This is a genomic window from Sphingobacterium prati (genome assembly GCF_013167215.1).
In the GTDB taxonomy this organism is placed as follows: Bacteria; Bacteroidota; Bacteroidia; order Sphingobacteriales; family Sphingobacteriaceae; genus Sphingobacterium; species Sphingobacterium prati.
In genome coordinates, this window is sequence record NZ_JABJWY010000024.1 from 47,497 (window position 1) to 71,666 (window position 24,170).

The window sequence follows — 24,170 nt, forward strand, 5'->3', positions numbered from 1 at the left end:
AAACAAAGAAAGCCATTGATTTCAGTACTAAAAAGAATAAATAGTTGTAGTAATTGGATTAATCGCGGTTTTTTAAACGAAACAATTTCGCACTCATGCCACATGTCTTGGTAAACAACCGAGAAAAATAAGGATAGTCTTCGTAGCCCAATTGAAAAGCAATCTCTTTAACGGACATATCGGAGTGATAAAGCAACCGTTTAGCCTCCAAAACAATACGCTGCTGTATATGATATGAAACTGAAAAACCTGTCGCATTTCTCACGCACTCATTGAGGTAGGAAACCGAAATATTAAATTGAGCGGCATAATCCGAAGGACGTTTCAAGATATGAAATTTTCGTTCCAACAACTGGAAGAAGGCTTTATTAATACGTTCAAATCTGGAGAGTAGCGCTGGAGTTTTGGTGTATTTTAGATACAAGGAAATAAGTAAAGCTACCAAAGCATTAGTACTATCCTTTAGTAGGGGAAAATACAATTTGTCGGGGGTTCTCTTATAAAAATCAATACACAGATTATAGGTCCTTTCAATAATATCAAGATCTTTTGAATCAATCGCTAAAGGTTTTAAAGGTGTGATACTTTGCAACACATTTAGATAATCGGAATGAATGTTTTCGTTACTAATAATTAGCATAAACATTTCTATATTCTCTACCTTCAGTGCTTTATGTACCTGGTTGGGTGATTGATAAAAGATAGTCGGTTTATCAACGAGGTATTGTTCAAAATCTATTTCAGTAAGTGTGACTCCATTTTTCTGTAAAACAAAGAAATGATAATCATGCCGATGCGCCTGCATAGTTTCTTCGTCTTCCCAAAATGATTCGGGTGAAACTTTGGCAACAGCAATGCCATTGCCAAATTCCTTGGGCAAAGTTCTAACCGGAATATTTTTTTTGTGCTGCATTATCTTATTTTTTACGAATGTAAATTTACCGTATTACAAATTTGCTAAAAGTATTAAAATTTGCTTAACAAATGACTTATAACATCATATTTTATTATTAGCAATAAGGCATTGCTGGCAGCGACAAATATAGGTAGAAGCAATCATTTCTGATTCTAGGTACCTTATTTTTCTGGACCAGTTAAATTGCGTAACTTCATTAAAATAGATTTATTGATAGCAAATACAATGGTTTCGAATGAAAATATATACCCACTTTTAAACGGACTAGTACTTGTCGGGGGGAAAAGCCAACGGATGGGCATCCCAAAAGAAAAGATCCAATGGTACGGCAAAGAACAGTGTTATTATTTGGTAGATCTGCTGAAAGCTTATTGTAAAACCGTCTATATTTCCTGTCGGGCCGAACAGGAGGTAGAGATGAGCGACAAACTCGAAGGAGATCCGATTTATAAGTTTCTGCCCGATGTCTATACAAATATTGGCCCTTTAGGAGGTATATTGACAGCATTTGATTTGGAACCCGATCGAGCTTGGCTTGTACTCGCCTGTGATATGCCTCTCATTGACAGCGCGGCTGTCGATTTTCTGATTCAAAGACGCGATCCCAAAAAAATAGCAACGGCATTTACAAATCCGCTAAATGGCCTTCCAGAACCATTATGTACAATATGGGAGCCAAAAGGTTGCTCGATCCTCAAACAGCTGATCGCACAAAAAAAGTTATCTCCGCGCCAGGCATTAATTCAACAACAGGTCTCGCTAATGCTAATTGGTCCTCAAGATGCAAATATTCTCACAAATGTCAATACACACGATGAGGCCAGGTATGCAAAAGCGATTATAGCCAACAAATCTCAGGATCGCTGAGGTGCCCGCTTTAGAGCATTGATCTACTTTCTTGTCAGTAATAGCGAGAGCCTGTATAATTAGGCTCTCGTATATCGTTATTCGCAATCTTAAAGAACATTGATTTCCTAAACAGTCAGATCAATTGGAAGTGTATAGATCCGTTTTCCAGTAGCAGCGTAAATTGCATTGCAGAGCGCTGGCGTAAACGGTGGTACTGGAGGCTCGCCTACGCCCGTAGGCTTCGCATCACTATCTAGGATATACACATGTATCTGTTTAGGCGAATCAGGCATCCGGATAATCTGATAGCCGTCAAAGTTACTCTGCTCTACCTCCCCATTCTTTACCGTAATCGTGCTTTTTAGCGCAAAGCTGGCAGAAAATTGTGCCCCTCCCTCAAACTGCGATTTGATTCTGTCCACATTGACCGCCAACCCACAGTCAACTGCATAGTACACATTGGGGATACTAATTTTTTTATCGTGACTAACTTTTACTTCCACTACACAAGCGACATAGGTCAGAAAGCTTTTATGTGCAGCAAAGCCAAGTGCGCTACCTGCAGGCATACTTTTCCCCCAACCCGATTCTTTAGCGACCCGTTCAATCACTTTTTTCATTCGACTGGTTTCCCATGGATAGTCTTCGATCTTTTCACCATAGTTGGGATAGGTTGTCTTGATTAATTCTTGTTCAAAAGTAATATGGCGATCTTCTCCAAGCAATTCCAATGCATTAGCTACAGCGTCCAGACCTCTTGCTTCTGCAATTTCATCCAGCATGGTTGCTGCGGCAAATACTTGCGGAATATTGCGAACCGATCTCAGCCAACCGATCCGAAGATGTGCCTTTGCATCATGTGTTGCAATATTAATAGCTGGCACGTTGTATGGGAAATCCGAAGCGCCCAACATCAATTCACCATCACTGGGTTGTACAACGGCTTGGTCTTCTGTCGCAGAGATGGACGGATTGGCAATATGATGTGCCCACCCGCTCAATTTATTTTGGCTATCGATGGTCGCCACAATGCGTTGCACACTCATTGCATGATAGTAATCGTGACGGATATCATCTTCCCTTGTCCACTGTACTTTAATAGGCATACCGGATTCCTTGGCGAGAATAGCCGCCTCGAGTATAAAATCAGGTTTGGATTTTCGTCCGAATCCGCCACCGATCAGCGTAACATTCATTTTCACATTTTCCGCACCGATACCCAGTTCCTTTGCGACGGCATCCCGTGCGCCCTGTGGATTCTGTGTACATGCCCATACTTCACAGCTTCCATTTTTGACTATGGCCAGCGCACAGGGTGGTTCAATGGTTGCATGCGCCAGGTAGGGAGCAATGTAGGTATGTTCGATCACTTTTTTTGCATTGCCCTTGGCGGCATTGAAATCACCGCGTTTACGACGTAGTGTCCCTTCCTGGGCGACCGTCTGCTTGAGCTCTTCAATTTGTTTGGCGGAGTCGTAGCCGGCGTTGGGTCCCAATTCCCATTCCACCTCTAATAGATCGCGTGCTTTGATCGCTGCCCATGTATTTTCGGCGATCACGGCCACGCCACTAAGTGGTCTTGACAGGGTTGCTGGTAGGCCAGCACCTTTGATTGTAATCACTTTGACGACACCAGGTACAGCAAGTGCTTTGCGATCGTTGACCGATTTTACACTCCCTCCAACAACAGGACAGCGCTTGATCACGGCGATTTTCATTCCTTCGACAATAGCATCGATCCCGAAAACTGCTTTGCCTGTTACAATATCGTGCAAATCAATAATCGGGGTTTCTTTCCCAATCATATTGAAGTGCTGCCTGTCCTTCAGCTTGATCTCGGAAACTTTTGGAACTGGCAGGGACAATGCCGTATGCACCAGATCTCCAAAATCTTTTTTCCTGCTTGATCCAAGTTGGATAACCTGTCCATTTTGGGTATCTAACTTAGTTACGTCGACCTGCCATTCTTTGGCAGCAGCACGCAAGAGCAATAACCTAGCAATGGCTCCAGCCTCCCGCATGGGTTTATAGAACATCCGTACCGAGAATGAACCATCAGTATTTTGATTTCCATATTTCTTTTCATCTCCTTCGGCTTGTATAATCTCCACCTTATTCCAGTCGGCCCCCATTTCATCAGCTATGATCAGCGGCAGCGAGGTCCGAATCCCCTGTCCCATCTCTGATCGATGGGCGACAATCGTTACTTTGCCATCTGAAGCTATGCTCAGATAGACATTGGGGGCCAAAGTTGCCAGCTTCTTACCTTTATTGTCACAACTAAAAAAACTAACGCCGAGTATCAGTCCACCGGTTAGCAGGCCACTGTTTTTTAAAAAGTCACGTCTGGAAACACTAAAAATCTCCGAATCGACCCTTGCGGTCTTTCTTTTTTGAAAAGGAGTTAATATATTCATGCTATCTCTGCTTTAAGTGAAGCCCTACCCGGTTGTGACCGGCGTACCGGCCGCTTCCAAGATGGCAGCTTTAATTCGATTATATGTTCCACAACGACATAAATTGCCTTGCATGGCCTGTTCGACTTCCTGTTCTGAAGGCTTGGCATTTTTTTTCAACAGCGCAGCTGCGTTCATAATCTGCCCTGTCTGGCAATAGCCACATTGAGGGACCACAAATTTCTCCCAGGCTTCCTGAACAGGGTGATCCCCGGCTTCAGAAAGACCTTCTATCGTGGTCACTTTACCATCTCCTATTGCTGAAATTGGAAATGAACAGGATCGGATTGCGGTATCATTAAGGTGCACTGTGCACGCGCCGCACAGGGCTTTCCCACAGCCAAATTTGGTCCCCTTCAGACCAATAATATCGCGGAGCACCCACAGCAAAGGCATATCCTCCATGACATCAACATCATGCTTTTTACCGTTAACCAAAATTGAAAATTTTGCCATAATCGTTATTTTTTTCTTGCTTCTACAAATTTCATTTAATCAATTGAATTGGTTTTGTTTCTGCCGTAATAATAAGACAAGTTTTCACTTATGTATTCGCTTTCAGCACATTCGGCATCAAAATTCTTATTTAAATTAATCAATTAATTGTAGATTTTATGGATGTTTTTGCCATTATTACAGTTTTCGTGTTTTTTACCATGTAAATCGTTAAATTTGATAAACGGCATTGTAATAAAAGCACTGTCCAATTTTATGATTATAGCATTGTCCGTATTTGCATGAAAGAGATAAGAGACATTTTGATAGCTGCAGGTGTAGCCGCTTCCGAAAACCGTTCGATGGCCCTCGCGACAGTGGTCAAGGTCGAGGGCTCCTCGTACCGCAGGCCTGGTGCCCGTATGTTGGTAACCGAAGATGGACAGATGACAGGCGCAATCAGCGGTGGCTGTCTCGAAGGTGATGCGTTGAAAAAGGCCCTAGTGGCAATACACCAGCGCAAAAATAGACTTGTTAGTTACGATACAAATACTGAGGAGGGGTCAGCAATTGGTCTGCAGCTCGGATGCAATGGGATTATCCATATTCTTTTTGAATACGTTGATTTGCAACAGGCCAACCATCCCATTACATTGTTGGAATGCGTATTAAAGCAGCGTGCTGAGATACTGTTGATCACCTGTTTTTCAACACAAAGACTAAGTGAACAACGCGGAACTATCCTTGTAATCGATAGCTACGGAGATAAAAAGTCCACATCCGACCCTTTATTATCGAAGCTAGCCGATCATATTGTGCTCGCCACCGCAAAACGGCAATCTGTGCTTACGGCGGTCCAGCTAGACGGAAAACACTGCGAGGCTTTTATTGAATACCTCCCCCCAAACATACAGCTAATCATTGCTGGAGCGGGCAATGACGTCCAGCCTCTTGTGGATACAGCTAAGCTGTTGGGCTGGGAAGTCATCGTCGTGGAGGGGCGGGCAAGCCATGTGACAGCAGCACGATTCCCCAAAGCTGATCAGCTCATCCTATCTGCGGCAGATGAGGTGCTTCAAAAAATAAACATCGATCCGTGTACGGCTATTGTATTGATGACACATAATTATCATTATGACCTTACGCTCCTAAAAAACTTAATTCATACGCCTACCAGCTACATTGGTTCGTTGGGGCCAAAGACTAAACTACTTCGGATGTTTGAGGATCTGAAACAAGCAGGACTCGAACTTACTGAAACGCAGAAAGAAATTGTTCATGGCCCTGTGGGGCTTGATATTGGTGCTGAAACTTCCGAAGAAATCGCAATCGCTATTGTCGCTGAAATCAAGGCTGTACTAAGTAATCGTCGTGGAGGTTCGCTCAAATTTCTGGCGACAAAAATACATACTGAAAATCCCTTAATACTTTAAAACGCTATGCTCAAGGATACATTTGGACGTGTACACAACTATTTACGGATATCGCTCACCGATAACTGCAATCTACGTTGCTTCTATTGTATGCCGGAGGAAGAATATAGTTTTACTCCACATAACCGACTGATGCAAGTCGACGAGATTGAGCAATTGACCGAGCTATTTGTAACGCAGGGTATTAGCAAGATCCGTCTGACTGGTGGTGAACCTCTGGTACGCAAGGATGCTCCGGCCATTATCGAACGTTTAGCTCAACTACCAGTCGAACTGCATATGACCAGCAATGGCATACGTATTGACGATATGTTGCCTCAATTAGTGGCAGCGCAGTTCAAAAGCATTAACATCAGTCTGGATACTTTACGATCGGAGCGTTTTTTTAAGATTACCCGGAGGGATTACTTCGAACGCGTGCGTGCCAATATTGATCTTCTCCTGCAGCACGGCATCCGTACTAAGATCAACATGGTGGTGATGAAAGGGATCAATGAGGACGAGATCCTTGACTTTGTAGCGCTGACCAAAGCCAATCCTCTTGAAATAAGATTTATCGAATTTATGCCATTTAGCGGAAACAAGTGGACCAGCAACCAAGTATATACACAGGTCGATATACTAAATAAAATACATACTGTTTATACAACAGAATCTATTACAGCAGGTCCTCATGATACGGCCAAAGCATTTTCAATTGCCGGCCATGCTGGGCGTATCGCAATTATCAGTACGATGACAGCACCCTTCTGTGCCGGCTGCAACCGCATACGACTCACCGCTGACGGTAAACTTAAAAATTGTTTATTTTCCGCTGATGAGACAGATCTATTGACAGTTTTGCGGGCCGGTGGTAAAGTACTGCCATTGATCCAGGAAAATATACGTTCCAAATCAAAAGAGCTGGGTGGGCAATTAGCGACAAATTTTGAACATATAGACACCGATTTTCTGAAAAATCGGAGCATGATTACAATTGGTGGATGACAAAACATACAGGTATAATTATATTAGCGGCGGGCAATTCTTCACGGCTTGGGCTTCCCAAGCAATTGCTCGAATTTGAAGGTGAATCGCTCTTAAAACGCATCAGCAGGGAGGCCTTGGCGGTTCCGGATGTCGTTGTCACGGTAGTTATCGGCGCCTATCCCGATCCAATCCATTCAACCTTACAGCATAGTAACGTGAGCATCGTGATCAATCCGCGTTGGGCGACTGGTTTATCGAGCTCCGTTATTGTTGGATTGAAGGATATGTTGGAAAACCAGCCGCTTCTGGACCGTTGTATTATCAGCTTATGCGATCAGCCTTTTGTGGATCAACACGTCTTTCAACAGCTTCTTCAACTTGCCGATAGCAGCGGAAAAGGTATTGTCGCTACGGGTTTTGCAGGAACATGGGGGGCACCGGTTCTCTTTGAAAAAAAATACTTCGATAGGCTGATGCAGCTTGAAGGCCAAAAGGGTGCGAAGAAACTTGCTGAGCAATACCCTGATGACCGAGCAATATTCCTTTACGAACCCGCAAAATACGATGTGGATACCCAAGAGGACTACTTCAATCTGCCACATCAATTTATTAGTGTTCAACAGGCGAAAGATATTATCCATCATTATATCCCTGCCTCGCAGGAACAGCAAGTAGCCATTCAAGATGCACTTGGACATACGCTATCCCGTACTGTAATCGCATCACAAGCCATTCCGGGCTTTGCGCAGTCTTCAATGGACGGTTATGCCATCTGTTATGCCGATAGCGGACAAGAGCTTCCTGTTGTAGATAAGATACCCGCCGGCACTACAACTCCTAGGACACTACACAGCGGACAGGCCATGCGCATCTATACTGGCGCACCACTACCGTTTGGTGCCGACACCGTCGTGATGCAGGAAAAAGTAGAAGTAAGTAAAACAAATACGATCCGCATACAGGACGAGGCATTAAAACTGGGGGACAATGTCCGCCCCGAGGGCGCTGAAATCAGTGCTGGGGCTGTCGCAATGCTCCCCGGAACCAGCCTGACACCCGCCGCTATCGGTTATCTAGCCAACATCGGCTGTACTGAGGTGACGGTATACGCTCCACCCAAAATCCATATTATCCTCACCGGTGACGAACTGAGAGCAACGGGGGGCAGGATTGGATATGGCGAAGTTTATGAATCCAATTCTTATCAGCTGAAGGCTGCCTTGCAACAAATGGGAATATCTAGCGTCGAATACCAACATGTGCTGGACGACAAACAGCAACTCAAACAAGCTTTGCAAGAGGCATTGAAAACGGCCGATATTGTACTTTTAGTTGGTGGTGTAAGTGTAGGCGACTACGATTATGTCGTGGACGTTGCTAAAGGCTGTGGCGTAAAGCAACGTTTCCATCGCATCCGACAGAAACCGGGCAAACCCCTATTTTTTGGTACGCGGGAGCAAAAAATAGTTTTTGGACTGCCCGGCAATCCTTCCTCAGCACTGACCTGCTTTTATCTATATGTTAAGCCGGCTTTGGAACAGATCATGCAGCTTCCCGACCGCAACCGCAGCATCAAAACACATACTACCCATGCATACAGCAAAAAACCTGGTCTGACCCACTTTCTGAAAGCGTACTATGATGGGCATGTGGTCGAACCCCTCCATGCACAGGAGTCTTATAGACTCCACTCCTATGCACAGGCTAATTGCCTATTGATCCTAGAAGAGGATGCCGAAGGCTGTGCAGTGGGCGACGAAGTTTTTATACATCTTTTAACCTAGCTAGCCATGCAGTTTGAACTCTTCTATTTCTTTCTGTTTATTCTCGCATTCCTGTACGCCGCTGTGGGACATGGTGGCGCCAGCGGTTATCTAGCTTTGATGGCGCTTTATGGTATTGCACCCCAGGAGATGAAGCCTACAGCACTCGTGCTTAATCTTTTTGTTTCGTTAACCTCATTTATTCAATATTACAGAGGCAATTATTTTAAACGCAATCTGTTTTTGATGGTGGCTGCTGCATCTGTACCAATGGCATTTATTGGTGGCATGATTACTCTTGAGGATCATCTTTACAAACGATTGCTGGGTCTATTGCTGCTCTTCCCGATCTTTCGCTTTTTCTTTTTTAAGAGCCCATCGGCGGATGAACTCAAATCATTTAATACGTTAGGAGCACTCCTGATCGGTGCTGTTGTAGGTCTGTTGTCCGGCATGATTGGAATCGGTGGCGGAATTATCCTATCGCCGTTTTTGATCTTACTCAAATGGACTGATCAAAAACAAACTGCAGCCATCAGCGCTTCATTTATTTTCGTAAATTCATTGTCAGGACTGGGGGGTATGCTTACAAAGGGGATTTCATTTAATGTACACATGTGGGGCTACATTGCCGTCGCGTTCTCAGGTGGCCTATTGGGTGCTTATCTAGGATCAAAAATATTAAAACAAGATGTTTTAAAATATGTGCTTGCCACCGTGCTTTTGGTAGCGGCATATAAATTATTATTTACAACAGCTTAAAATAAAGGTATGCATATAACGTTTGTCTTCTTGATACTATCTATTTTGTATTTTCCTCTCTACGGGCAACAACCAGCTAATATTGGCGTTACTGTCTTTGGAAAGCAGGAAACCAACATAACGTTGGAGCAGATCAGACAACTTCCAACACACTCGCTCGATAGCGTGCGGATTTATAACCATACGGGTGCTTATCGGTCCACCCTCAAAAATATCGAGGGTGGTCTGCTAAAGGACCTGTTGAAAAACATCACCTTTCCTGCTGAGTCCCCAAAAGCACTCAGCGAATACTATGTAGTTTGCGAGGCTACTGACGGTTATAGCGTTGTATTTTCGTGGAACGAGCTATTCAACACCAACGTCGGTGATCATGCCCTGCTGGTAACCAATATTGAACGCGCCAGCCTAGGCAAAGAAAAAGGCCCCTATGTACTGCTTTCCACCGCGGATGTGGCCACAGGCAGACGTTATGTAAAAGGGTTGCATTATATCCACATTAAACGTATCGAAAAATGAGAATACAAGTGAAGACATTTGGTGCTTTAACAGAAATCCTCGAAAGGGAGTTTTATGTCACAGCGGCTGACACTGCTGAGTTGCTCACTGCCCTATCCCGCCAGCATCCAGACCTTGCCCATCGCAAACTGTTAGTTGCTGTTAACAACACAATAATTAACACCCCGGTAGACTTACGGGAAAAAGATGTTGTGGCTTTGATGCCACCCTATTCAGGAGGATAAGTAATGCAGAATGAACGTTACGAGAGACAGCTTGCCTTGCTAGGTTTTGGCGAGGCAGGTCAACAGAAGCTGCAGGCAGCACGCCTCCTTGTTGTAGGGGCCGGCGGCCTAGGTTGTCCGGTACTCCAGTACCTAGTTGCAGCAGGTATTGGGCACATTGGTATTATTGATGATGATCGTGTGGAGCTGAACAATCTACACCGGCAGGTACTCTACGATACAACAGACATTGGCCATGCCAAAGCTGAGGTCGCAGCCCGTAAATTGAGACTGCAAAACCCCGATATTGACATTGCTTTTTGGGTAGAACAATTATGCCCTGCTAATGCAGCTGAACGTCTCCAACCCTATGATGTGATTTTGGACTGTACGGATAATTTCGCTACACGCTACCTGCTGTGCGATGTTTGTTACCTCTTGGACAAGCCTTTAGTTTTCGGTGCCATTTACCAATATGAAGGTCAATTAGCAGTTTTCAATGTAGCCGATGAAAAAGGTGTCAAGACCACCTACAGACATTTATTCCCGATACCCCCCGATCCTATGGAATCGCCCGATTGTAATGCTGCAGGAGTTTTGGGTGTGCTACCTGGGTTGATCGGAATTCATCAAGCCACAGAAGCTATTAAATTATTGACAGGTATAGGAACCATTTTAAACAATAAGCTAATGACAATCAACCTGCTTGATAACGGCATATTTACTTTTAATATACCACAAACAAGTTTCGATGAAAGCTCCTATCCACGGAGCTTAAATGCATTGAAAGATTTCGATTATATTCAGTATTGTGCTTCAGTGCGTAGTCAAATACAGGGTATAACGATAGCTGAACTGATAACCACCTGGGAGGCCACCGACCTCTTGCTTGTAGATGTACGAGAGTTCAATGAAACGCCCCGGCTCCAGGTAGCCCATCTCTCCATTCCCCTAGGTACATTGCCGACGCAATTGGAAAAAATCGACCGCAGGCGCATTGTTTTTATCTGTCAGAGCGGCAAACGCAGTCTAATGGCCGCACAATATTTCTACGACCAGCGAGGCAGCAGCCAACAGGTATTTCACCTGGAGGGCGGCATGATCGCTTTAAAAAACTATTTAGATGACTAAACAAAAAAACGATATATTTATACAAGGTCCCATTCCCCCGTCATTGATTGCAGATGTAATTGCAGAGCATGGTAATAAATCCGATATCGGTGCCCACAGTGTCTTTCTTGGACAGATCCGTGCTGACCAAGTCGGAGGTAAATCAGTTCAAGCTATTGAGTACAGTATCAACAGCGAACTTGCGATGCTAAAAATGGCCGAGATCCGCAAAGCAATCTTTGACAACTATCCCGTCACCTGTATGCACGTGTACCACAGCGAGGGACTGGTACAGGTAGGTGAAATCTGCTTCTTTGTATTTACCTCTTCAGCGCATCGTCGAGCAGCTATTGGTGCCTGTGACGAGCTTGTTGAACGCATAAAAAAAGAAATGCCAATCTGGGGTAAAGAATTATTTGAAGACAATACTCATCAATGGAAAACTAATAGATAACATGGTTGATATTACATACAAAAGTACCACCTTAAGGAAGGCTATTGCGCTAGCAACGATAAAGGTATCATCCGAACATACCATCAAGCTTATCGAGCAGCGGCAGATTCCTAAAGGCGATATATTTGAATTTGCACGTGCTTCGGCACTGTTAGCGATAAAAAAGACAGGCGATATGATCCCCGATTGCCATCCTCTACCGGTAGAATATGCTGCAATTCGTTATACCCATTCCGGGTTGGAGATCAATATTGAAGTGGAGGTACATACGATATACAAAACGGGGGTCGAAGTGGAAGCCATGCATGGAGCTTCGGTCGCAGCACTGGTCATCTACGATATGCTGAAGCCTGTGGACAAACAAGTAGAAATCCGAGGCATCCGTCTGCTCGAAAAACGGGGTGGCAAGAGTAATGAATCCCTTCCCTGGATCGAACAGCTCAAAACCGCCGTCGTAGTTTGTAGTGATTCGGTTGCCAAGAGCAATAAGGAAGATATTTCGGGAAAGCTCCTTTTCGAACTTCTCGAGCAGCAAGGATTGCGCGATATTGCTTATTCAGTGATTGCAGATGAACGCGAGGCTATAGTGGAAAGGTTAGAATATTATCAGCGAACAGGAATTGATCTTTTAATTTTTACCGGTGGAACTGGGCTTTCGGAGCGAGATATTACACCCGATACCGTAGCTCCATATATTACGAAGAACATTCCCGGCATTATGGAAACAGCACGCCAATATGGCCAGCAACGTGTCAAAACAGCAATGCTATCCAGGGGCGTCGCGGGTTTTGCAAAGCATATGCTTATTCTCACGTTGCCTGGATCACCAAATGCTGTGCGAGAGAGTATTGCTGCAATTTTTCCACAGGTGCTCCATGTTTTTCAAGTTCGGGAAAACACGGGACATTAGGCTAAATTTCTCAGCTTTCGGACCTGCTGTTTGACTTGTTCCAGCGTTTGGGCAATTTCCGCTTCGGTGGTAAATCTACCTAGACTAAATCGAATGGAAGAAAGTGCGTGCAGATCCGAAAGCCCCATGGCTTTAAGTACGTGTGAAGGGCGGGAAGTTACTGCCGAGCATGCCGAACCACTAGATACAGAAATCGTCTTGAGCCGAATGATTAGCTGTTCGGAAAGCGCACCGGGAAAACAGATGTTTGTTGTATTGTAGAGCCTTTGGGGGCTATGGCCATTTCGGTATGCTCCAGTAATATCAAGTAGTTCAGTTTCGAGCGCATCCCTAAGATGAGTTACCCGCTGTTGATCCCACTGGAGTTCATCAAGGGCAATTCGAAGGGCAGCGGCCATACCGATGATTCCTGCTGTATTGAGTGTACCGCCACGCCATCCCTGCTGCTGTCCACCACCATGCATCAGCGGGAAAATATCTTGTTTTGCACGATCGGAAATATAGAGTCCCCCGACGCCCTTCGGACCATAAAATTTATGCGCCGAAAACACAAGAAAATCAACAGCAAGATCACAGAGATCAATTCGCATTTTACCGACTGCCTGGGTGGCATCACACAAGACGAACACGTTATGCTGATGGGCAATTTCGCTTATCTCTTTTATGGGCAAAATAACACCTGTTTCATTATTCGCCAACATGGCACAAACCAACACCGTATCTTGCCGGATAATGCCGGTCAATGCATTCAGATCCAGCATTCCCTTCTCATCCACCTCAAGGTAAGAGACTTCAAATCCCAGCCGCTCCATAAAAACGCAAGCCTCCAGTACGGCTTTATGCTCGGTGACAATACTAACAATATGTTTCTTGACAGAAAACTGAAATCCCTTAATCGCTAAATTGATTCCTTCGGTAGCACCAGAAGTGTAGATAATATTTTTTGATCGGATACGAAATGCACTTGCGATCTCTTCTGTTGCTTCCTCGATAGTATCTTGCATCGTTAAGCTAAGCAGGTGCAGCCCAGCTGGGTTGGCATAATAAGTTGAAAAAAAGGGAAGCATTTCATCTAATACCCGCTCATCTACTGGTGTCGTTGCATTATAATCAAGATAGATAAAATTTGAATCCATTCGTTTAGATAATTATCATCTAATTTACACAATAATTTCGCGGATATCCATTGATTCTTAACAAAAGACTACGTCACGCCCGTAAGCCAATAGCAAGTTATTATATCAAAACTTTTGAACTATGAGCATTGTTCTTAACCAAAAATCGCGGAGACTTTGTTTCTCCAGGGGAAATAATCTCTAAAAGCTCAAATAAATGTAGATCTTTTTTCGTATAGTCAGGATAAATATTAATAATAATTTAGTTAATCTAAAGATATGCCCGAAGGTCCTTCAATAGTATTGATAAAGGAACATCTCCAAAAGTTTGTAGGTGAAAAGATAATAGGTACTTCAGGAAATGCCAAATTCGATAAATATTGGTTAAATAATGAAGTGTTGTTAGATATCAAAACTTTTGGTAAACAATTGTATTTACTGTTTGATACAGCGGCCGTACGTATTCATTTACTTATGTTCGGTTCTTACAGTATTGATCAACAAACCAAAGCAGAAAGAAGTCTACGCCTCATGATACAATTTGAAACCGGTCGTATTTTTTTCTACACCTGCTCGGCTAAGATCGTTGATAAAACCTTCTTGTCTGAAATCGATTGGGAGGCAGATGTGATGAGTCCTATCTGGAATCCCAAAAAAGCAAAGAAAAAATTGAAATCTTTACCAGATCTTATGATTTGTGATGCACTTCTGGATCAAAATATCTTTTCGGGTGTCGGCAATATTATTAAAAATGAGGTGCTTTTCAGAATCCGAGTGCAGCCCGAAAGTTTAATCGGAAATTTACCTGCAAAAATGATAGACAACCTAATTGTCGAAGCCCGTAATTACAGTTTTGATTTTTTACACTGGAAAAGAGCGTTTGTATTAAAAAAACATTGGTTGGTACACAATAAATCGATCTGTCCGAAATGCGGAGAAAGGATAATTCGAAACCATTTGGGCAAAACCAAAAGAAGATGTTTTTACTGCCTAAAAGATCAAAAACTTTACTAGCTAAAATATTTTCGATCTATGTGTCCCGCTATAGATCACCTTGGTCAGATTTTTTTTTCTTCTCTTCTTTCACTATAGCCTTCGATAAAGGCCGGATTTCGGGTGTGTCTCCGAAAGCACCTCCTTCCTTTTTCAAATCTTTCTCTTTTTCTTTAGCATCATTTGTAATACCCTTAGGATCATCATAATTAATATTCATCATCCAGTACATTAATATTTTATAAATTTAGTGATCTTTTATACATAACAATCGAACAGGCAAAATCGTTGATCGGCCAAATGAAAACATATGAAAAACAGCATAAACAAGTCTTCGAATTCCATATATTTGAATAAATTTTTAAAATGAGAAAGAAAAAAAAGATTGTGCTTATTCAGGATAACGAAGATATTTTAAACATAATGGACGAGGTTCTGGAAGATGAAGGGTATGATGTGACTTCATCTTTGACCACTGAACCAATCGAAAAAATTGATAAAATTGACCCCAATTTAGTCATTGTTGATGAGCACATTAAAGGAACAAAAAGAGGATCAAAGGTTATCGAAGAACTTAAATCGGATCCTGATACCGAAGATATATCTGCAGTATTAACTTCCACATCCTTTGACTTGCCGACAAAAGCGAACGCATGCAAAGCAGATGATTTTATCGAAAAGCCTTTTGATCTCGATCATATGGTTGATGTCGTAAAGAAAAACTCCTGACATAAAAATCTGATAAGTTATGGGTAAACTCAGGATAGAAGCATACGGCTGTTTATTTTACCTTTTTTATATAATATTAATCCCGCCCGTATTATACGTCGTTTATACTCCTTTTTAAATGATTGGATTAGGTGTATGCACTGGGTAGACATAATAATCCTAACACTCCTTTAAATTTTTAATTGGTACAAAAGAATAGCTGAGAGCGGCATTAAGACCAGTCAAAAAAAATTAACAGCCATGGCTTATTTTAACTATATCATTACCCCCGTTTTTTAGCGATCAGTCTGGTTATTAGTATTAAAAGCAATCCTAAAAGCAAAAAGACTAAGGAAAGGCTCAGGCTATTGATTAATACACGATTTATTCCCAATACGGAGACATCAACAAAAGGGTATGGATAAAATCCAGAAGACGCTCCATGCCACAAGGTATACAGGAAATAGAACATGGGATAAAGCAACCAACTAAATATCGAGCGCCATTGTATTAAAGGTTTATTAATTGAGCGCCACCAATAAATAAATACCAACATCGGAATAATCAAATGCAGGATTTCGTCAATAATCCTAACTATCCCTGCAGGATGCCACAAAAAGCGTAAAACAAAATTGTAGATCAGTCCGACAATAAGAATATATAGTGTCAAAGCTGTGATTGCCACTGGCTTAGCAGCAAAGTGTCCAATAGCACTATTGGGTAATAGTACGATAGAGGTGCAGCAAATTGCAACCATTAAATTCGTCAAAATGGTAAAATAGCTAAAAAAACGAATGATCAGCTCTAAATTCGAAATCGTTGAATTATTAATACTGATTAAAAATTGCGCAATAATTGCACCCCAACTTAATAGCGCTATGAAAGCTGCTAGGCTTTTCTGAGACAACATCATGATCTATTTTTATACCCATTAAAAATAGAGAATTTATTAAACAAAATCTAAGTACTGATATCGTAACTTATCCATAGTGCAAAATCTCAAAATGTTAAGATGCACACTATAGCGTGTCACGAGAATTAATATATCGTAAAAAAATGCATGATAGTTACACATTTGAGCTTGATAAAAGCGATTCTTTGATAATATAAAAATTATTTTTTCAAATATAAGGTGATACCTTAACCATAATTGGTACATTGTTATAAAAGGTAACAATATGCACGGTGTTAGCAAATCAAAACGAGTAGCGGGGCGTCAGGCACTTTTTATTAATTTATATAAAAATGCGTTTCCCGCCGTCGCAAAGTATATAAGCCGCATGGGTGGCAGCTTTGATGAAGCCAAGGATGTATTTCAAGATGCTTTGGTTGTATATTATGAGAAAGCCATTTTAAATCCAACGGTATTGAAAAATGATATTGGCTATCTGATTGGGACGGCCAAGAACCTATGGTTAAAACGTTACTGTCAAACGAGTCACGACCAACCGTTAGATGATTTGGAAATCCCTCTAACAATTGACGAATTGCCTTCCAGTAAGCGCTTGCTGAGATTTTTGGAAACTGCCGGACATAAATGCATGGAGGTATTAAAGGGCTTTTACTATGATCAAATGTCGCTCCAAGAAATAGCAGATGAATTCGGTTATTCGGGAACACGAAGTGCCACTGTTCAAAAATATAAATGCTTGGAGAAAGTAAGAGATAATATTCGAGAAAAATCTTTGGTTTATGACGACTTCATGGAATGAAACCCAACAGATAGAGACCCATCTTATGGGGGAGACTGACCCCGGCGACTCATTGTTGTTTGATGCGCAATTATTGTTGGACGAGGACCTGGCCAGTAAAGTTATTGCGCAACAAAAGGCTTATTGTGTCATAAAACAATTTGGTCGCAAGCAATTGAAAAAGGAAATTGAAGTAATACACCAAACATTATTCTCACAGCCTAGACATATACGATTTAGCCAAAAAGTAAGGCGGCTATTTAGAAAACCATAATTCCAAATATCATGAATATTGACAAAAATGAGTTCCGCAAATTTGCGGTCGGGCATTGCTATGTCCCAACAGATCGAATAGATAGTTATATTACTTGCATTGAACGCAACAGCACTCCCCTAGCAATGACGCCATACATTACTGAGGAACGCGAGCTTCGGGTATCGCAGATGGATGTATTTTCTCGATTAATGATTGACCGTATCATATTTATGGGAGCGCCTGTCGAATCCAATATCGCCAATATCGTACAGGCCCAGTTATTATTCCTTCAATCCGTTGATCCCAAAAAGGATATACATATGTATATTAACTCTCCGGGCGGGGAAGTTTATGCTGGGCTTGGCATTTACGATACCATGCAACTAATTAGTCCAGATGTCGCAACGATCTGTACTGGAATGGCCCTTTCTTTTGGCGCAATATTGTTATGCGGTGGCGCTGCTGGTAAGCGGAGTGCCCTAGCACATGCACGGGTTATGCTGCATCAACCTTTGGGTGGCGTACAAGGACAGGCCTCGGATATAGAGATTACTGCCAATCAAGTTTTGAAGATAAAAAAGGAACTTTATGACATTATTGCCAAACATAGTGGACAACCTTATCAAAAAGTGCATGATGTCAGCGACAGAGACCACTGGATGGTTGCTTCTGAGGCAAAAGAATTTGGTATAATAGATGAGGTACTGACCTAAGCGCCATTATGCTACTAGCAGTAAACAATCGCTATTGATTATAGGATGTCAATAGCGATTATTGGTTTGTTTCGCTAAAAAAAATCAACTATATATCTTTTCTACTTTTTTCCTGAATACCAAAAATTCGACAACTGTGCATAATAAATAAACTATTGAAAAAAGCAGCAGCAGCCTCAGCGGCGGAAGCACGATATCATATCGATAATAGTTGATCAAAACCTCACCTCCTAGAACAAGCACGCAGAAGAAAGGTATCCCTGAAAATGTCAAAAACGACAAAAAATAATTATACCTGATTTTTTCAATTTGATTGAGAAAAAATGATAAGGAACTAAAAACGATTATAACAAGGTATACCGTTGATAGACCCAAATTTATCAATATATTCAATATACTGATAAACCTTTCAAAAAGGGTATTATCAGCGGAGTTCAGGTCATTAATAACAATTCTGTACAGAACTGATAGGGTTATACTTATCAGAATATTGACCAGCCAAAATTGAAAGATAGTTTTTTTCATAACGTATAAATGTGCAACCTTTTATTCTTTAACACATTAATTTTAACTAAGTTCCATTTCGTTCCCTACCCAAAGGATCTTATCCGGCAAAAATGATAAATTCCAATCTTCGGTATGGATATTATTTTTAAAGTTCCGCTGACCAACCACCTGTAATAGCCGCTAATTGCGTAAGGAAAGAAATTTGCTGCACATTAATTTTCCTCTTGGCCTCTTCCATCGTAAACCAGGCGCCACTGTCTATTTCCGGAAATGTCTGTATCCTACCCGATTTTGGTGGCCATTCCATCTGAAAATTATTACTGATAAGACCGTCTGGATCAATGTCGCCCTCAACAGCCCAGCACCGTACAATTTTTCCGCCTTTTTGCTTAACAGGATTTAATCGTATAAAACTTCCGTTGGGCAAATACCCAGTTTCCTCCTGAAACTCTCTCTTAGCTGCCTCCAGTTCACTTTCATTGTCCTCCACCTCCCCCTTGGGTACGGTCCACCATCCTTCGTCTTTTTTTGCAAAGAAGGGGCCGCCAGGATGAACCAGAAAAAAAGAAATTTCTGTTCCCTGAAATTTATACAATAATATTCCGGCACTGAATCTCGTTTTTGTCATCTAAATAAGCGCATTATAAGTAAAGCTTTACAATTATTACTAATTTTCAATTTCAGAATGCCATTTCTTATATTACACAAATATTTGGCTTAATCTTCTTCTAAATAGACCTGGTGAACGACGAACCTAACATTTTTACTGAATAATAGCATATCATCCACATCCGCAGAATCTATGGCATAAAGCGTATCTACCTCACCGCCATCCAAAAGTTCAGCATCTGGTATGAGCTCAAAAAAAGTGATCCCCTCTATAGTAGATAGTTCCTCAACCTTAATATAGGATACTCCTTGATTTTTCCAGATGGATAGAATTCCGCCAGAAAATAATTGATAAGTATTTGCTTGCATTGACATGGTGCAAATTAGGAAAAAATTGGCTTATTACAGTTCCTCTTATAGTTTCTCCAACGTCTTAATTACTTTTTCATTCCTAGGATTGATTTCGAGCACCTTTTTATAATTCTGCTTCGACTTGTCTTTTCGGCCTGCTTTCAGCTAAACTATCATATACGCTCGTCGGGTACAAAATCGTATTGACACTAAAATATCGATAGCCTGAGCAAGTTTTTTTTGATGGAGTAGTCATAACCCGTTCCATTCAGAAAACCTATCCCCACTTTAATAAGTTCCACAGGACTATCTACATTCTGCATGGACATCAGATAAAACAAGCAGTATGACTGACAATATTTTTGAATGTGACTTTTTCCTCCTGGTCCGCTCTGTCCCCTCCTAAATTGCGGGACGGATTCTACGAATGATCGATGAATACAAAAATAGTTATATAAATTCCCAATCAATTAAATTAATAGGCCATTACTATCGGAATGATTGAACAACATTTGGGGTCTGTCTTAATTTTTAGAAAGGCGCTGAATCTTTTTAAAAATTTAATATATATTTATGTATCTAAAACTTATACATGTTAGAAAATTTCGCATTCTATCTATTTTTGGTACTATTGATTACCATGCTTATCATGCTGGCAAAAAAAATTCAGGTTGCATACCCTGTGTTGCTTGTCTTGGCCGGGCTTTTGATAAGTTTTATTCCGGGTGTACCACCTATAAAAATAGAACCTGAATTAATATTTATTATATTTCTGCCACCTCTATTGTATGAAGCGGCCTGGTCTACCTCATGGAAAGAACTTTGGCGATGGCGCAGAATTATTTTTAGTTTTGCTTTCGTTGTGGTATTTTTTACTGCATTATCAGTTGCGATTTTCGCTAATTATTTCATCCCCGGATTTTCTTTGGCTTTAGGTTTTTTATTGGGCGGAATTGTTTCTCCTCCCGATGCAGTAAGTGCAGGTGCAATTTTGAAATTTGTAAAAGTGCCGAAAAGATTGGCTTCGATTCTTGAAGGCGAAAGCTTGTTGAACGACGCTTCTTCCCTAATAATTTTTCGTTTTGCAATGATTGCAGCAGCAACCGGACAATTTGTATGGTATGAAGCAGCAGGTAGCTTTGTGTGGATGTGTGTTGGTGGCGTTGGTATTGGCCTTGGAATGGCATATATTTTTCTGAAAATGCACAAAATTTTACCAACAGATCCAAATATAGATATATTATTGACTTTTATTGCACCATTCTCCATGTATTTGGCAACGGAAGAGCTTCATGCTTCTGGCGTCTTAGCAGTCGTAAGTGGCGGCTTGTTTCTCTCCTACCGCAGTCACGATTTCTTAAGTAGCGCATCTAGAATACGTACCGTAACAGTGTGGGAAAGTCTTTGTTTTCTGCTCAACGGTGTGGTTTTCATGCTAATCGGTTTAGATTTACCTGAAATTGTCAACGGTTTGGGTGATACTGATATTTATACGGCGATCGGTTATGGTGTTGCGGTTACAACAGTTCTAATTATTGTAAGAATTTTCGCAGGCTATGCTGCAGTAATCACCACATTAATTATGAGAAATTTCATCACCGTTGCTGATGCACAGTCCCCCGGTTGGCGAACTCCTATGATCATTGGATGGACTGGAATGAGAGGTGTAGTTTCTTTAGCTGCGGCGCTTTCAATCCCTTTAACATTGGCTGATGGAACTCCATTTCCACAGAGAAATCTAATCCTTTTCATCACATTTGTCGCCATTCTTCTGACATTGCTTGTTCAAGGGCTTACCCTTCCTTTTTTATTAAAAAAAATCCCATTGATAGACAGAGATTTCGTGCGAACAGAAAAAGAAATCGATTACGAAATTCAAAACAAACTTGCTCAAGTGGCAGTGGACAAAATTCACCAGGATTATGCGGATAAAGTAGACAGTTTCCCTACATTGAAGGACCAGTTACAGAAATATGAAAATCAATTGACTAGTTCTGAAATCATCATTAATTACGCTGAATACCGAAAAATCTATATCGACATTTTAGAGACTCAAAGAACTTGGCTTATCAATAAAAATCGTGAAGAACTTTTGTTGGATGAGGAAATTATTAGAAAACACCTACGCTTACTCGATCTTCAGGAAGAAAGAATGAATATGAGAAGTTAATCTTATTTTGTAATTTCAATTTAATAGTTTAAATTATAAAAAGACATAACCATTTTAAGAAATTATTTAAGTATCATATCATGGATAAGATTGGTCTAACAAAAGATGCTGGCTGGCAATATGGAATCAGGAGAACGGTAGATTTACCTTTAGAAGAGGTATGGGATTACTTGTTCTCCACAAATGGATTTAAAATATGGGCAGATCAGGTTCAGACAGACTTCAGCACATTTAAAAAATATTCTCACATCCGGACCAAATGGAAAATGAAAGACTGGGATGGTGCTGCCAGTCTTCAACTGCGAGTATTATCAAATTCAAGGACAAAAAAAACAACTATTGCCTTACATATCGACCAAATCAAAAATGAGTTACATCGAGACCAGGCAAAAAAATATTGGACCGGTGTTCTCGCGAAAATTATAGAAAAGTTAAGGTCTGCCTAGCAAGCCTCAAAATAACTTTTTAGCACAGGTATTTGTATCCAAACTGATATAGTAAATTCGATCTTCAATCAGCTTTGCGATCAAATCGAACTATCCATACTAATTTTAAAAAAGGAAAACGATATCTTCGTAACATACAATATTCTATAGGCAGTCTACCAAGCGCCAACTGAGTAACATGCCAAATCCCTTAACACCCAAACTTGTGGTTATCTAAGCTAAAAATGTGCGTTCATTGGCCAAATGAATCGTTACCTTTTTTGAATTGTTTTTTTCTATCAGAAACAAATAGCTTTGACATATACTATCATTAGGAAAGGAGATAAATTCTTCATAGCGCGAAAAATACCTATTCGAAGAGTTTTTTTTCGGTATACCCTGTGCGCTCTACGGATTACGCATTTGAAAACTACGGATATAGAATAAAAGTACTCTTTTGGGTATAGCTTTTGATTTATAAAACGAAACAAATGTACCACCTTTATCATAATACTTAATATGGAAAATATAGATCAACAAGCAAAAAAAATGGGGTTAGAAAAAGGATATTATCTATTGTTAATGGCAATTTTGGATATCCCGGTCCATACTGAGAATGACGACGCTAAAAAGAGCTAAGAATATGAAAAGAATAGTTATTTTAAGCACTTATCCACCTCAGGAGTGTGGATTAGCAACTTTCACTAAAGATCTTAGACAAGGCATGAGCGCAGATCAAAATACGGTCATTGATGTGATTGCTGTATCTAAATTCAGTAGCGAACAATTCGATCCAACGGTACGCTTTGTTATCGACAAAGAAAGATTGGACAGTTATATTCAAGCTGCTCATATTATCAATGAAGAATACGATTATTGTATCATACAGCATGAGTATGGTATATTTGGCGGCGCTGATGGAATATTTATCAACCAGCTTACCCAGCATTTAACGATACCTTTATTAACGATATTTCATACCATATTGCAATCTCCCTCACTACGACAAAAGGAAATCATGGAATTGCTTATTATGAAATCGCATGCAGTTGTATCTTTATCGCCAAAAGGAAGTGAATTGCTCATGGAGTTATTCCCTACAATTGACGTTCAGAAAATTAAAGTCATCCCCCACGGTGTACCGCAATTTGACTATAACCAAGGATTGGCAAAGTATAGACTCGGGCTTCAAGATAATTTTGTGATGATGACTTTCGGCTTAATTGGTCGAAGTAAAGGATTAGAATACGCTATTAGTTCCTTAGCGGGGCTCGATCTACCACATTTCAAATATCTGATCGTAGGCAAGACACATCCAAATGTTCTAGCACATGAAGGTGAATCTTATCGTTATGAATTACAAAATTTAGTAGAGCAGTTAAAATTGCAGGATAAAATAGTTTTTATTGATGAATTCTTAAATGACGATCAATTAAAAGAATACTTATCCGCATGCGATATCTATTTATCACCCTACCAGCATGAACAGCAAATCAGTAGCGGAACCCTATCTTTTGCCGTAGGTGCCGGTGCTGCTGTCATTTCAACACCATACTGGCATGCGACAGACTTATTGGCGGATGAACGCGGAATTCTGACACCTTTTAACGATGTCGATACCATGGGAAAAAATATCAGAATATTATATACCTCTCAACGACTGCTTGCTTGGCATCGTTTCAAAGCACGCAGCTACGGTGAACAGACCACATGGAAAATGGTTGCGAAAATCTATCTGGAACTTTTATCAACACTAACGACTCCAATACGATCATTGGTACAATATAAAAATTACCGCGCGTTCGATCTTAAACAAGAAGCATAAAACGAAGAAAGTCTCTCAAAATAGAGAGACT

At 41.0% G+C, this 24,170-nt stretch carries 26 protein-coding genes; 18 read left to right on the forward strand and 8 right to left on the reverse strand.

All coding sequences use genetic code 11. The annotated features are described in order from the left end of the window. Window positions 1-58: 58 nt before the first annotated feature. Complete coding sequence (locus HPC41_RS06215) at window positions 59-913, reverse strand: helix-turn-helix domain-containing protein (RefSeq protein WP_172393174.1); 855 nt, start codon at window positions 911-913, stop codon at window positions 59-61. Window positions 914-1,126: 213 nt separating this feature from the next. Between HPC41_RS06215 and HPC41_RS06220 the strand changes: the two genes are divergently transcribed. Further along, window positions 1,127-1,783, forward strand: coding sequence for an NTP transferase domain-containing protein (locus HPC41_RS06220; protein WP_172393175.1), 657 nt, complete (start codon window positions 1,127-1,129; stop codon window positions 1,781-1,783). A 107-nt stretch (window positions 1,784-1,890) separates the two neighbouring features. Here the strand turns inward: HPC41_RS06220 and HPC41_RS06225 are convergent, their stop codons facing one another. Both HPC41_RS06225 and HPC41_RS06230 read right to left on the reverse strand, forming a co-directional pair. After that, the gene (locus HPC41_RS06225; protein WP_172393176.1) at window positions 1,891-4,182 is read right to left on the reverse strand and encodes a xanthine dehydrogenase family protein molybdopterin-binding subunit; all 2,292 of its coding nucleotides are present in this window, start codon (window positions 4,180-4,182) and stop codon (window positions 1,891-1,893) included. Window positions 4,183-4,206: 24 nt separating this feature from the next. After that, on the reverse strand, window positions 4,207-4,677 hold the full coding sequence (locus HPC41_RS06230; protein ID WP_172393177.1) for a (2Fe-2S)-binding protein: 471 nt from the start codon (window positions 4,675-4,677) through the stop codon (window positions 4,207-4,209). Window positions 4,678-4,958: 281 nt separating this feature from the next. Here HPC41_RS06230 and HPC41_RS06235 point away from each other — a divergent pair, with 281 nt between their 5' ends. From HPC41_RS06235 to moaCB, 9 genes are read left to right on the forward strand one after another with little or no spacing between them, the layout of a single operon-like run. Continuing rightward, the gene (locus tag HPC41_RS06235; RefSeq protein WP_172393178.1) at window positions 4,959-6,089 is read left to right on the forward strand and encodes an XdhC family protein; all 1,131 of its coding nucleotides are present in this window, start codon (window positions 4,959-4,961) and stop codon (window positions 6,087-6,089) included. A gap of 6 nt (window positions 6,090-6,095) precedes the next feature. Beyond that, window positions 6,096-7,076: a GTP 3',8-cyclase MoaA gene (gene moaA, locus HPC41_RS06240; RefSeq protein ID WP_172393179.1), complete on the forward strand. Its 981-nt coding sequence runs from the start codon at window positions 6,096-6,098 to the stop codon at window positions 7,074-7,076. After that, window positions 7,073-8,842 carry an NTP transferase domain-containing protein gene (locus tag HPC41_RS06245; protein WP_246250440.1) on the forward strand — a complete coding sequence of 590 codons (1,770 nt, stop codon included), beginning with the start codon at window positions 7,073-7,075 and terminating at the stop codon, window positions 8,840-8,842. Before moaA ends, HPC41_RS06245 begins: the two co-directional genes overlap by 4 nt. Before the next feature lie 6 nt (window positions 8,843-8,848). Further along, window positions 8,849-9,583, forward strand: a complete 735-nt coding sequence (locus tag HPC41_RS06250) for a sulfite exporter TauE/SafE family protein (RefSeq protein WP_172393180.1) — start codon at window positions 8,849-8,851, stop codon at window positions 9,581-9,583. Between the two features lie 9 nt (window positions 9,584-9,592). Further along, window positions 9,593-10,099: a molybdopterin-binding protein gene (locus tag HPC41_RS06255; protein ID WP_172393181.1), complete on the forward strand. Its 507-nt coding sequence runs from the start codon at window positions 9,593-9,595 to the stop codon at window positions 10,097-10,099. Beyond that, entirely contained in the window at window positions 10,096-10,323 is a 228-nt protein-coding gene (locus HPC41_RS06260; RefSeq protein ID WP_172393182.1) for a MoaD/ThiS family protein, read from the forward strand. Before HPC41_RS06255 ends, HPC41_RS06260 begins: the two co-directional genes overlap by 4 nt. A 3-nt stretch (window positions 10,324-10,326) precedes the next feature. Then, complete coding sequence (locus HPC41_RS06265; RefSeq protein WP_172393183.1) at window positions 10,327-11,433, forward strand: HesA/MoeB/ThiF family protein; 1,107 nt, start codon at window positions 10,327-10,329, stop codon at window positions 11,431-11,433. Further along, a complete protein-coding gene (locus tag HPC41_RS06270; protein ID WP_172393184.1) occupies window positions 11,426-11,866 on the forward strand; it encodes a molybdenum cofactor biosynthesis protein MoaE in 441 nt (146 codons plus the stop codon). Before HPC41_RS06265 ends, HPC41_RS06270 begins: the two co-directional genes overlap by 8 nt. A gap of 1 nt (window position 11,867) precedes the next feature. Then, window positions 11,868-12,776, forward strand: a complete 909-nt coding sequence (gene moaCB, locus HPC41_RS06275; RefSeq protein WP_172393185.1) for a bifunctional molybdenum cofactor biosynthesis protein MoaC/MoaB — start codon at window positions 11,868-11,870, stop codon at window positions 12,774-12,776. Here moaCB and HPC41_RS06280 read toward each other — a convergent pair. Further along, the gene (locus HPC41_RS06280) at window positions 12,773-13,912 is read right to left on the reverse strand and encodes a cysteine desulfurase family protein (protein WP_172393186.1); all 1,140 of its coding nucleotides are present in this window, start codon (window positions 13,910-13,912) and stop codon (window positions 12,773-12,775) included. The genes moaCB and HPC41_RS06280 overlap by 4 nt on opposite strands. A 258-nt stretch (window positions 13,913-14,170) precedes the next feature. On the opposite strand from HPC41_RS06280, the gene HPC41_RS06285 reads away from it, so the two are divergent. Beyond that, entirely contained in the window at window positions 14,171-14,905 is a 735-nt protein-coding gene (locus HPC41_RS06285; RefSeq protein WP_172393187.1) for a DNA-formamidopyrimidine glycosylase family protein, read from the forward strand. Between the two features lie 28 nt (window positions 14,906-14,933). On the opposite strand, the gene HPC41_RS06290 is transcribed toward HPC41_RS06285, so the two are convergent. Next, window positions 14,934-15,107: a hypothetical protein gene (locus HPC41_RS06290; protein WP_172393188.1), complete on the reverse strand. Its 174-nt coding sequence runs from the start codon at window positions 15,105-15,107 to the stop codon at window positions 14,934-14,936. 143 nt (window positions 15,108-15,250) lie between these two features. Between HPC41_RS06290 and HPC41_RS06295 the strand changes: the two genes are divergently transcribed. Further along, complete coding sequence (locus HPC41_RS06295) at window positions 15,251-15,613, forward strand: response regulator (RefSeq protein WP_172393189.1); 363 nt, start codon at window positions 15,251-15,253, stop codon at window positions 15,611-15,613. A gap of 262 nt (window positions 15,614-15,875) precedes the next feature. Here HPC41_RS06295 and HPC41_RS06300 read toward each other — a convergent pair whose 3' ends face one another. After that, complete coding sequence (locus tag HPC41_RS06300; protein WP_172393190.1) at window positions 15,876-16,505, reverse strand: Pr6Pr family membrane protein; 630 nt, start codon at window positions 16,503-16,505, stop codon at window positions 15,876-15,878. Window positions 16,506-16,770: 265 nt separating this feature from the next. Between HPC41_RS06300 and HPC41_RS06305 the strand changes: the two genes are divergently transcribed. From HPC41_RS06305 to HPC41_RS06315, 3 genes are read left to right on the forward strand one after another with little or no spacing between them, the layout of a single operon-like run. Beyond that, window positions 16,771-17,304, forward strand: a complete 534-nt coding sequence (locus HPC41_RS06305) for an RNA polymerase sigma factor (protein WP_172393191.1) — start codon at window positions 16,771-16,773, stop codon at window positions 17,302-17,304. Then, window positions 17,285-17,557 (forward strand): hypothetical protein, encoded by a 273-nt coding sequence (locus HPC41_RS06310; protein ID WP_172393192.1) that lies wholly within the window; start codon window positions 17,285-17,287, stop codon window positions 17,555-17,557. Before HPC41_RS06305 ends, HPC41_RS06310 begins: the two co-directional genes overlap by 20 nt. Window positions 17,558-17,568: 11 nt before the next feature. Next, window positions 17,569-18,252, forward strand: a complete 684-nt coding sequence (locus HPC41_RS06315) for an ATP-dependent Clp protease proteolytic subunit (protein ID WP_172393193.1) — start codon at window positions 17,569-17,571, stop codon at window positions 18,250-18,252. Between the two features lie 652 nt (window positions 18,253-18,904). On the opposite strand, the gene HPC41_RS06320 is transcribed toward HPC41_RS06315, so the two are convergent. Together HPC41_RS06320 and HPC41_RS06325 are read right to left on the reverse strand one after the other, a co-directional pair. Beyond that, window positions 18,905-19,387 (reverse strand): NUDIX hydrolase, encoded by a 483-nt coding sequence (locus HPC41_RS06320; protein WP_172393194.1) that lies wholly within the window; start codon window positions 19,385-19,387, stop codon window positions 18,905-18,907. An 89-nt stretch (window positions 19,388-19,476) separates the two neighbouring features. Beyond that, window positions 19,477-19,743 carry a hypothetical protein gene (locus HPC41_RS06325; RefSeq protein WP_172393195.1) on the reverse strand — a complete coding sequence of 89 codons (267 nt, stop codon included), beginning with the start codon at window positions 19,741-19,743 and terminating at the stop codon, window positions 19,477-19,479. 568 nt (window positions 19,744-20,311) lie between these two features. Between HPC41_RS06325 and HPC41_RS06330 the strand changes: the two genes are divergently transcribed. From HPC41_RS06330 to HPC41_RS06340, 3 genes are all read left to right on the forward strand, one after another. Further along, on the forward strand, window positions 20,312-21,889 hold the full coding sequence (locus HPC41_RS06330) for a Na+/H+ antiporter (protein ID WP_172393196.1): 1,578 nt from the start codon (window positions 20,312-20,314) through the stop codon (window positions 21,887-21,889). Between the two features lie 80 nt (window positions 21,890-21,969). Further along, window positions 21,970-22,335, forward strand: coding sequence for a hypothetical protein (locus HPC41_RS06335; protein ID WP_216660677.1), 366 nt, complete (start codon window positions 21,970-21,972; stop codon window positions 22,333-22,335). A 622-nt stretch (window positions 22,336-22,957) separates the two neighbouring features. Then, on the forward strand, window positions 22,958-24,139 hold the full coding sequence (locus tag HPC41_RS06340) for a glycosyltransferase (RefSeq protein ID WP_172393197.1): 1,182 nt from the start codon (window positions 22,958-22,960) through the stop codon (window positions 24,137-24,139). Window positions 24,140-24,170 lie beyond the last annotated feature (31 nt).

What these genes read in the sequence shown, in the direction of transcription:
- HPC41_RS06325 (WP_172393195.1), bottom strand. Translation starts at nt 19,743, where the DNA reads ATGTCAATGCAAGCAAATACTTATCAATTATTTTCTGGCGGAATTCTA.
- HPC41_RS06225 (WP_172393176.1), bottom strand. Translation starts at nt 4,182, where the DNA reads ATGAATATATTAACTCCTTTTCAAAAAAGAAAGACCGCAAGGGTCGAT.
- HPC41_RS06310 (WP_172393192.1), top strand. Translation starts at nt 17,285, where the DNA reads ATGACGACTTCATGGAATGAAACCCAACAGATAGAGACCCATCTTATG.
- HPC41_RS06320 (WP_172393194.1), bottom strand. Translation starts at nt 19,387, where the DNA reads ATGACAAAAACGAGATTCAGTGCCGGAATATTATTGTATAAATTTCAG.
- HPC41_RS06315 (WP_172393193.1), top strand. Translation starts at nt 17,569, where the DNA reads ATGAATATTGACAAAAATGAGTTCCGCAAATTTGCGGTCGGGCATTGC.
- HPC41_RS06290 (WP_172393188.1), bottom strand. Translation starts at nt 15,107, where the DNA reads ATGATGAATATTAATTATGATGATCCTAAGGGTATTACAAATGATGCT.
- HPC41_RS06230 (WP_172393177.1), bottom strand. Translation starts at nt 4,677, where the DNA reads ATGGCAAAATTTTCAATTTTGGTTAACGGTAAAAAGCATGATGTTGAT.
- HPC41_RS06270 (WP_172393184.1), top strand. Translation starts at nt 11,426, where the DNA reads ATGACTAAACAAAAAAACGATATATTTATACAAGGTCCCATTCCCCCG.
- HPC41_RS06265 (WP_172393183.1), top strand. Translation starts at nt 10,327, where the DNA reads ATGCAGAATGAACGTTACGAGAGACAGCTTGCCTTGCTAGGTTTTGGC.
- HPC41_RS06305 (WP_172393191.1), top strand. Translation starts at nt 16,771, where the DNA reads ATGCACGGTGTTAGCAAATCAAAACGAGTAGCGGGGCGTCAGGCACTT.
- HPC41_RS06215 (WP_172393174.1), bottom strand. Translation starts at nt 913, where the DNA reads ATGCAGCACAAAAAAAATATTCCGGTTAGAACTTTGCCCAAGGAATTT.
- HPC41_RS06330 (WP_172393196.1), top strand. Translation starts at nt 20,312, where the DNA reads ATGTTAGAAAATTTCGCATTCTATCTATTTTTGGTACTATTGATTACC.
- HPC41_RS06335 (WP_216660677.1), top strand. Translation starts at nt 21,970, where the DNA reads ATGGATAAGATTGGTCTAACAAAAGATGCTGGCTGGCAATATGGAATC.
- moaCB (WP_172393185.1), top strand. Translation starts at nt 11,868, where the DNA reads ATGGTTGATATTACATACAAAAGTACCACCTTAAGGAAGGCTATTGCG.
- HPC41_RS06235 (WP_172393178.1), top strand. Translation starts at nt 4,959, where the DNA reads ATGAAAGAGATAAGAGACATTTTGATAGCTGCAGGTGTAGCCGCTTCC.
- HPC41_RS06260 (WP_172393182.1), top strand. Translation starts at nt 10,096, where the DNA reads ATGAGAATACAAGTGAAGACATTTGGTGCTTTAACAGAAATCCTCGAA.
- HPC41_RS06280 (WP_172393186.1), bottom strand. Translation starts at nt 13,912, where the DNA reads ATGGATTCAAATTTTATCTATCTTGATTATAATGCAACGACACCAGTA.
- HPC41_RS06245 (WP_246250440.1), top strand. Translation starts at nt 7,073, where the DNA reads ATGACAAAACATACAGGTATAATTATATTAGCGGCGGGCAATTCTTCA.
- HPC41_RS06340 (WP_172393197.1), top strand. Translation starts at nt 22,958, where the DNA reads ATGAAAAGAATAGTTATTTTAAGCACTTATCCACCTCAGGAGTGTGGA.
- HPC41_RS06300 (WP_172393190.1), bottom strand. Translation starts at nt 16,505, where the DNA reads ATGATGTTGTCTCAGAAAAGCCTAGCAGCTTTCATAGCGCTATTAAGT.
- HPC41_RS06295 (WP_172393189.1), top strand. Translation starts at nt 15,251, where the DNA reads ATGAGAAAGAAAAAAAAGATTGTGCTTATTCAGGATAACGAAGATATT.
- moaA (WP_172393179.1), top strand. Translation starts at nt 6,096, where the DNA reads ATGCTCAAGGATACATTTGGACGTGTACACAACTATTTACGGATATCG.
- HPC41_RS06255 (WP_172393181.1), top strand. Translation starts at nt 9,593, where the DNA reads ATGCATATAACGTTTGTCTTCTTGATACTATCTATTTTGTATTTTCCT.
- HPC41_RS06250 (WP_172393180.1), top strand. Translation starts at nt 8,849, where the DNA reads ATGCAGTTTGAACTCTTCTATTTCTTTCTGTTTATTCTCGCATTCCTG.
- HPC41_RS06285 (WP_172393187.1), top strand. Translation starts at nt 14,171, where the DNA reads ATGCCCGAAGGTCCTTCAATAGTATTGATAAAGGAACATCTCCAAAAG.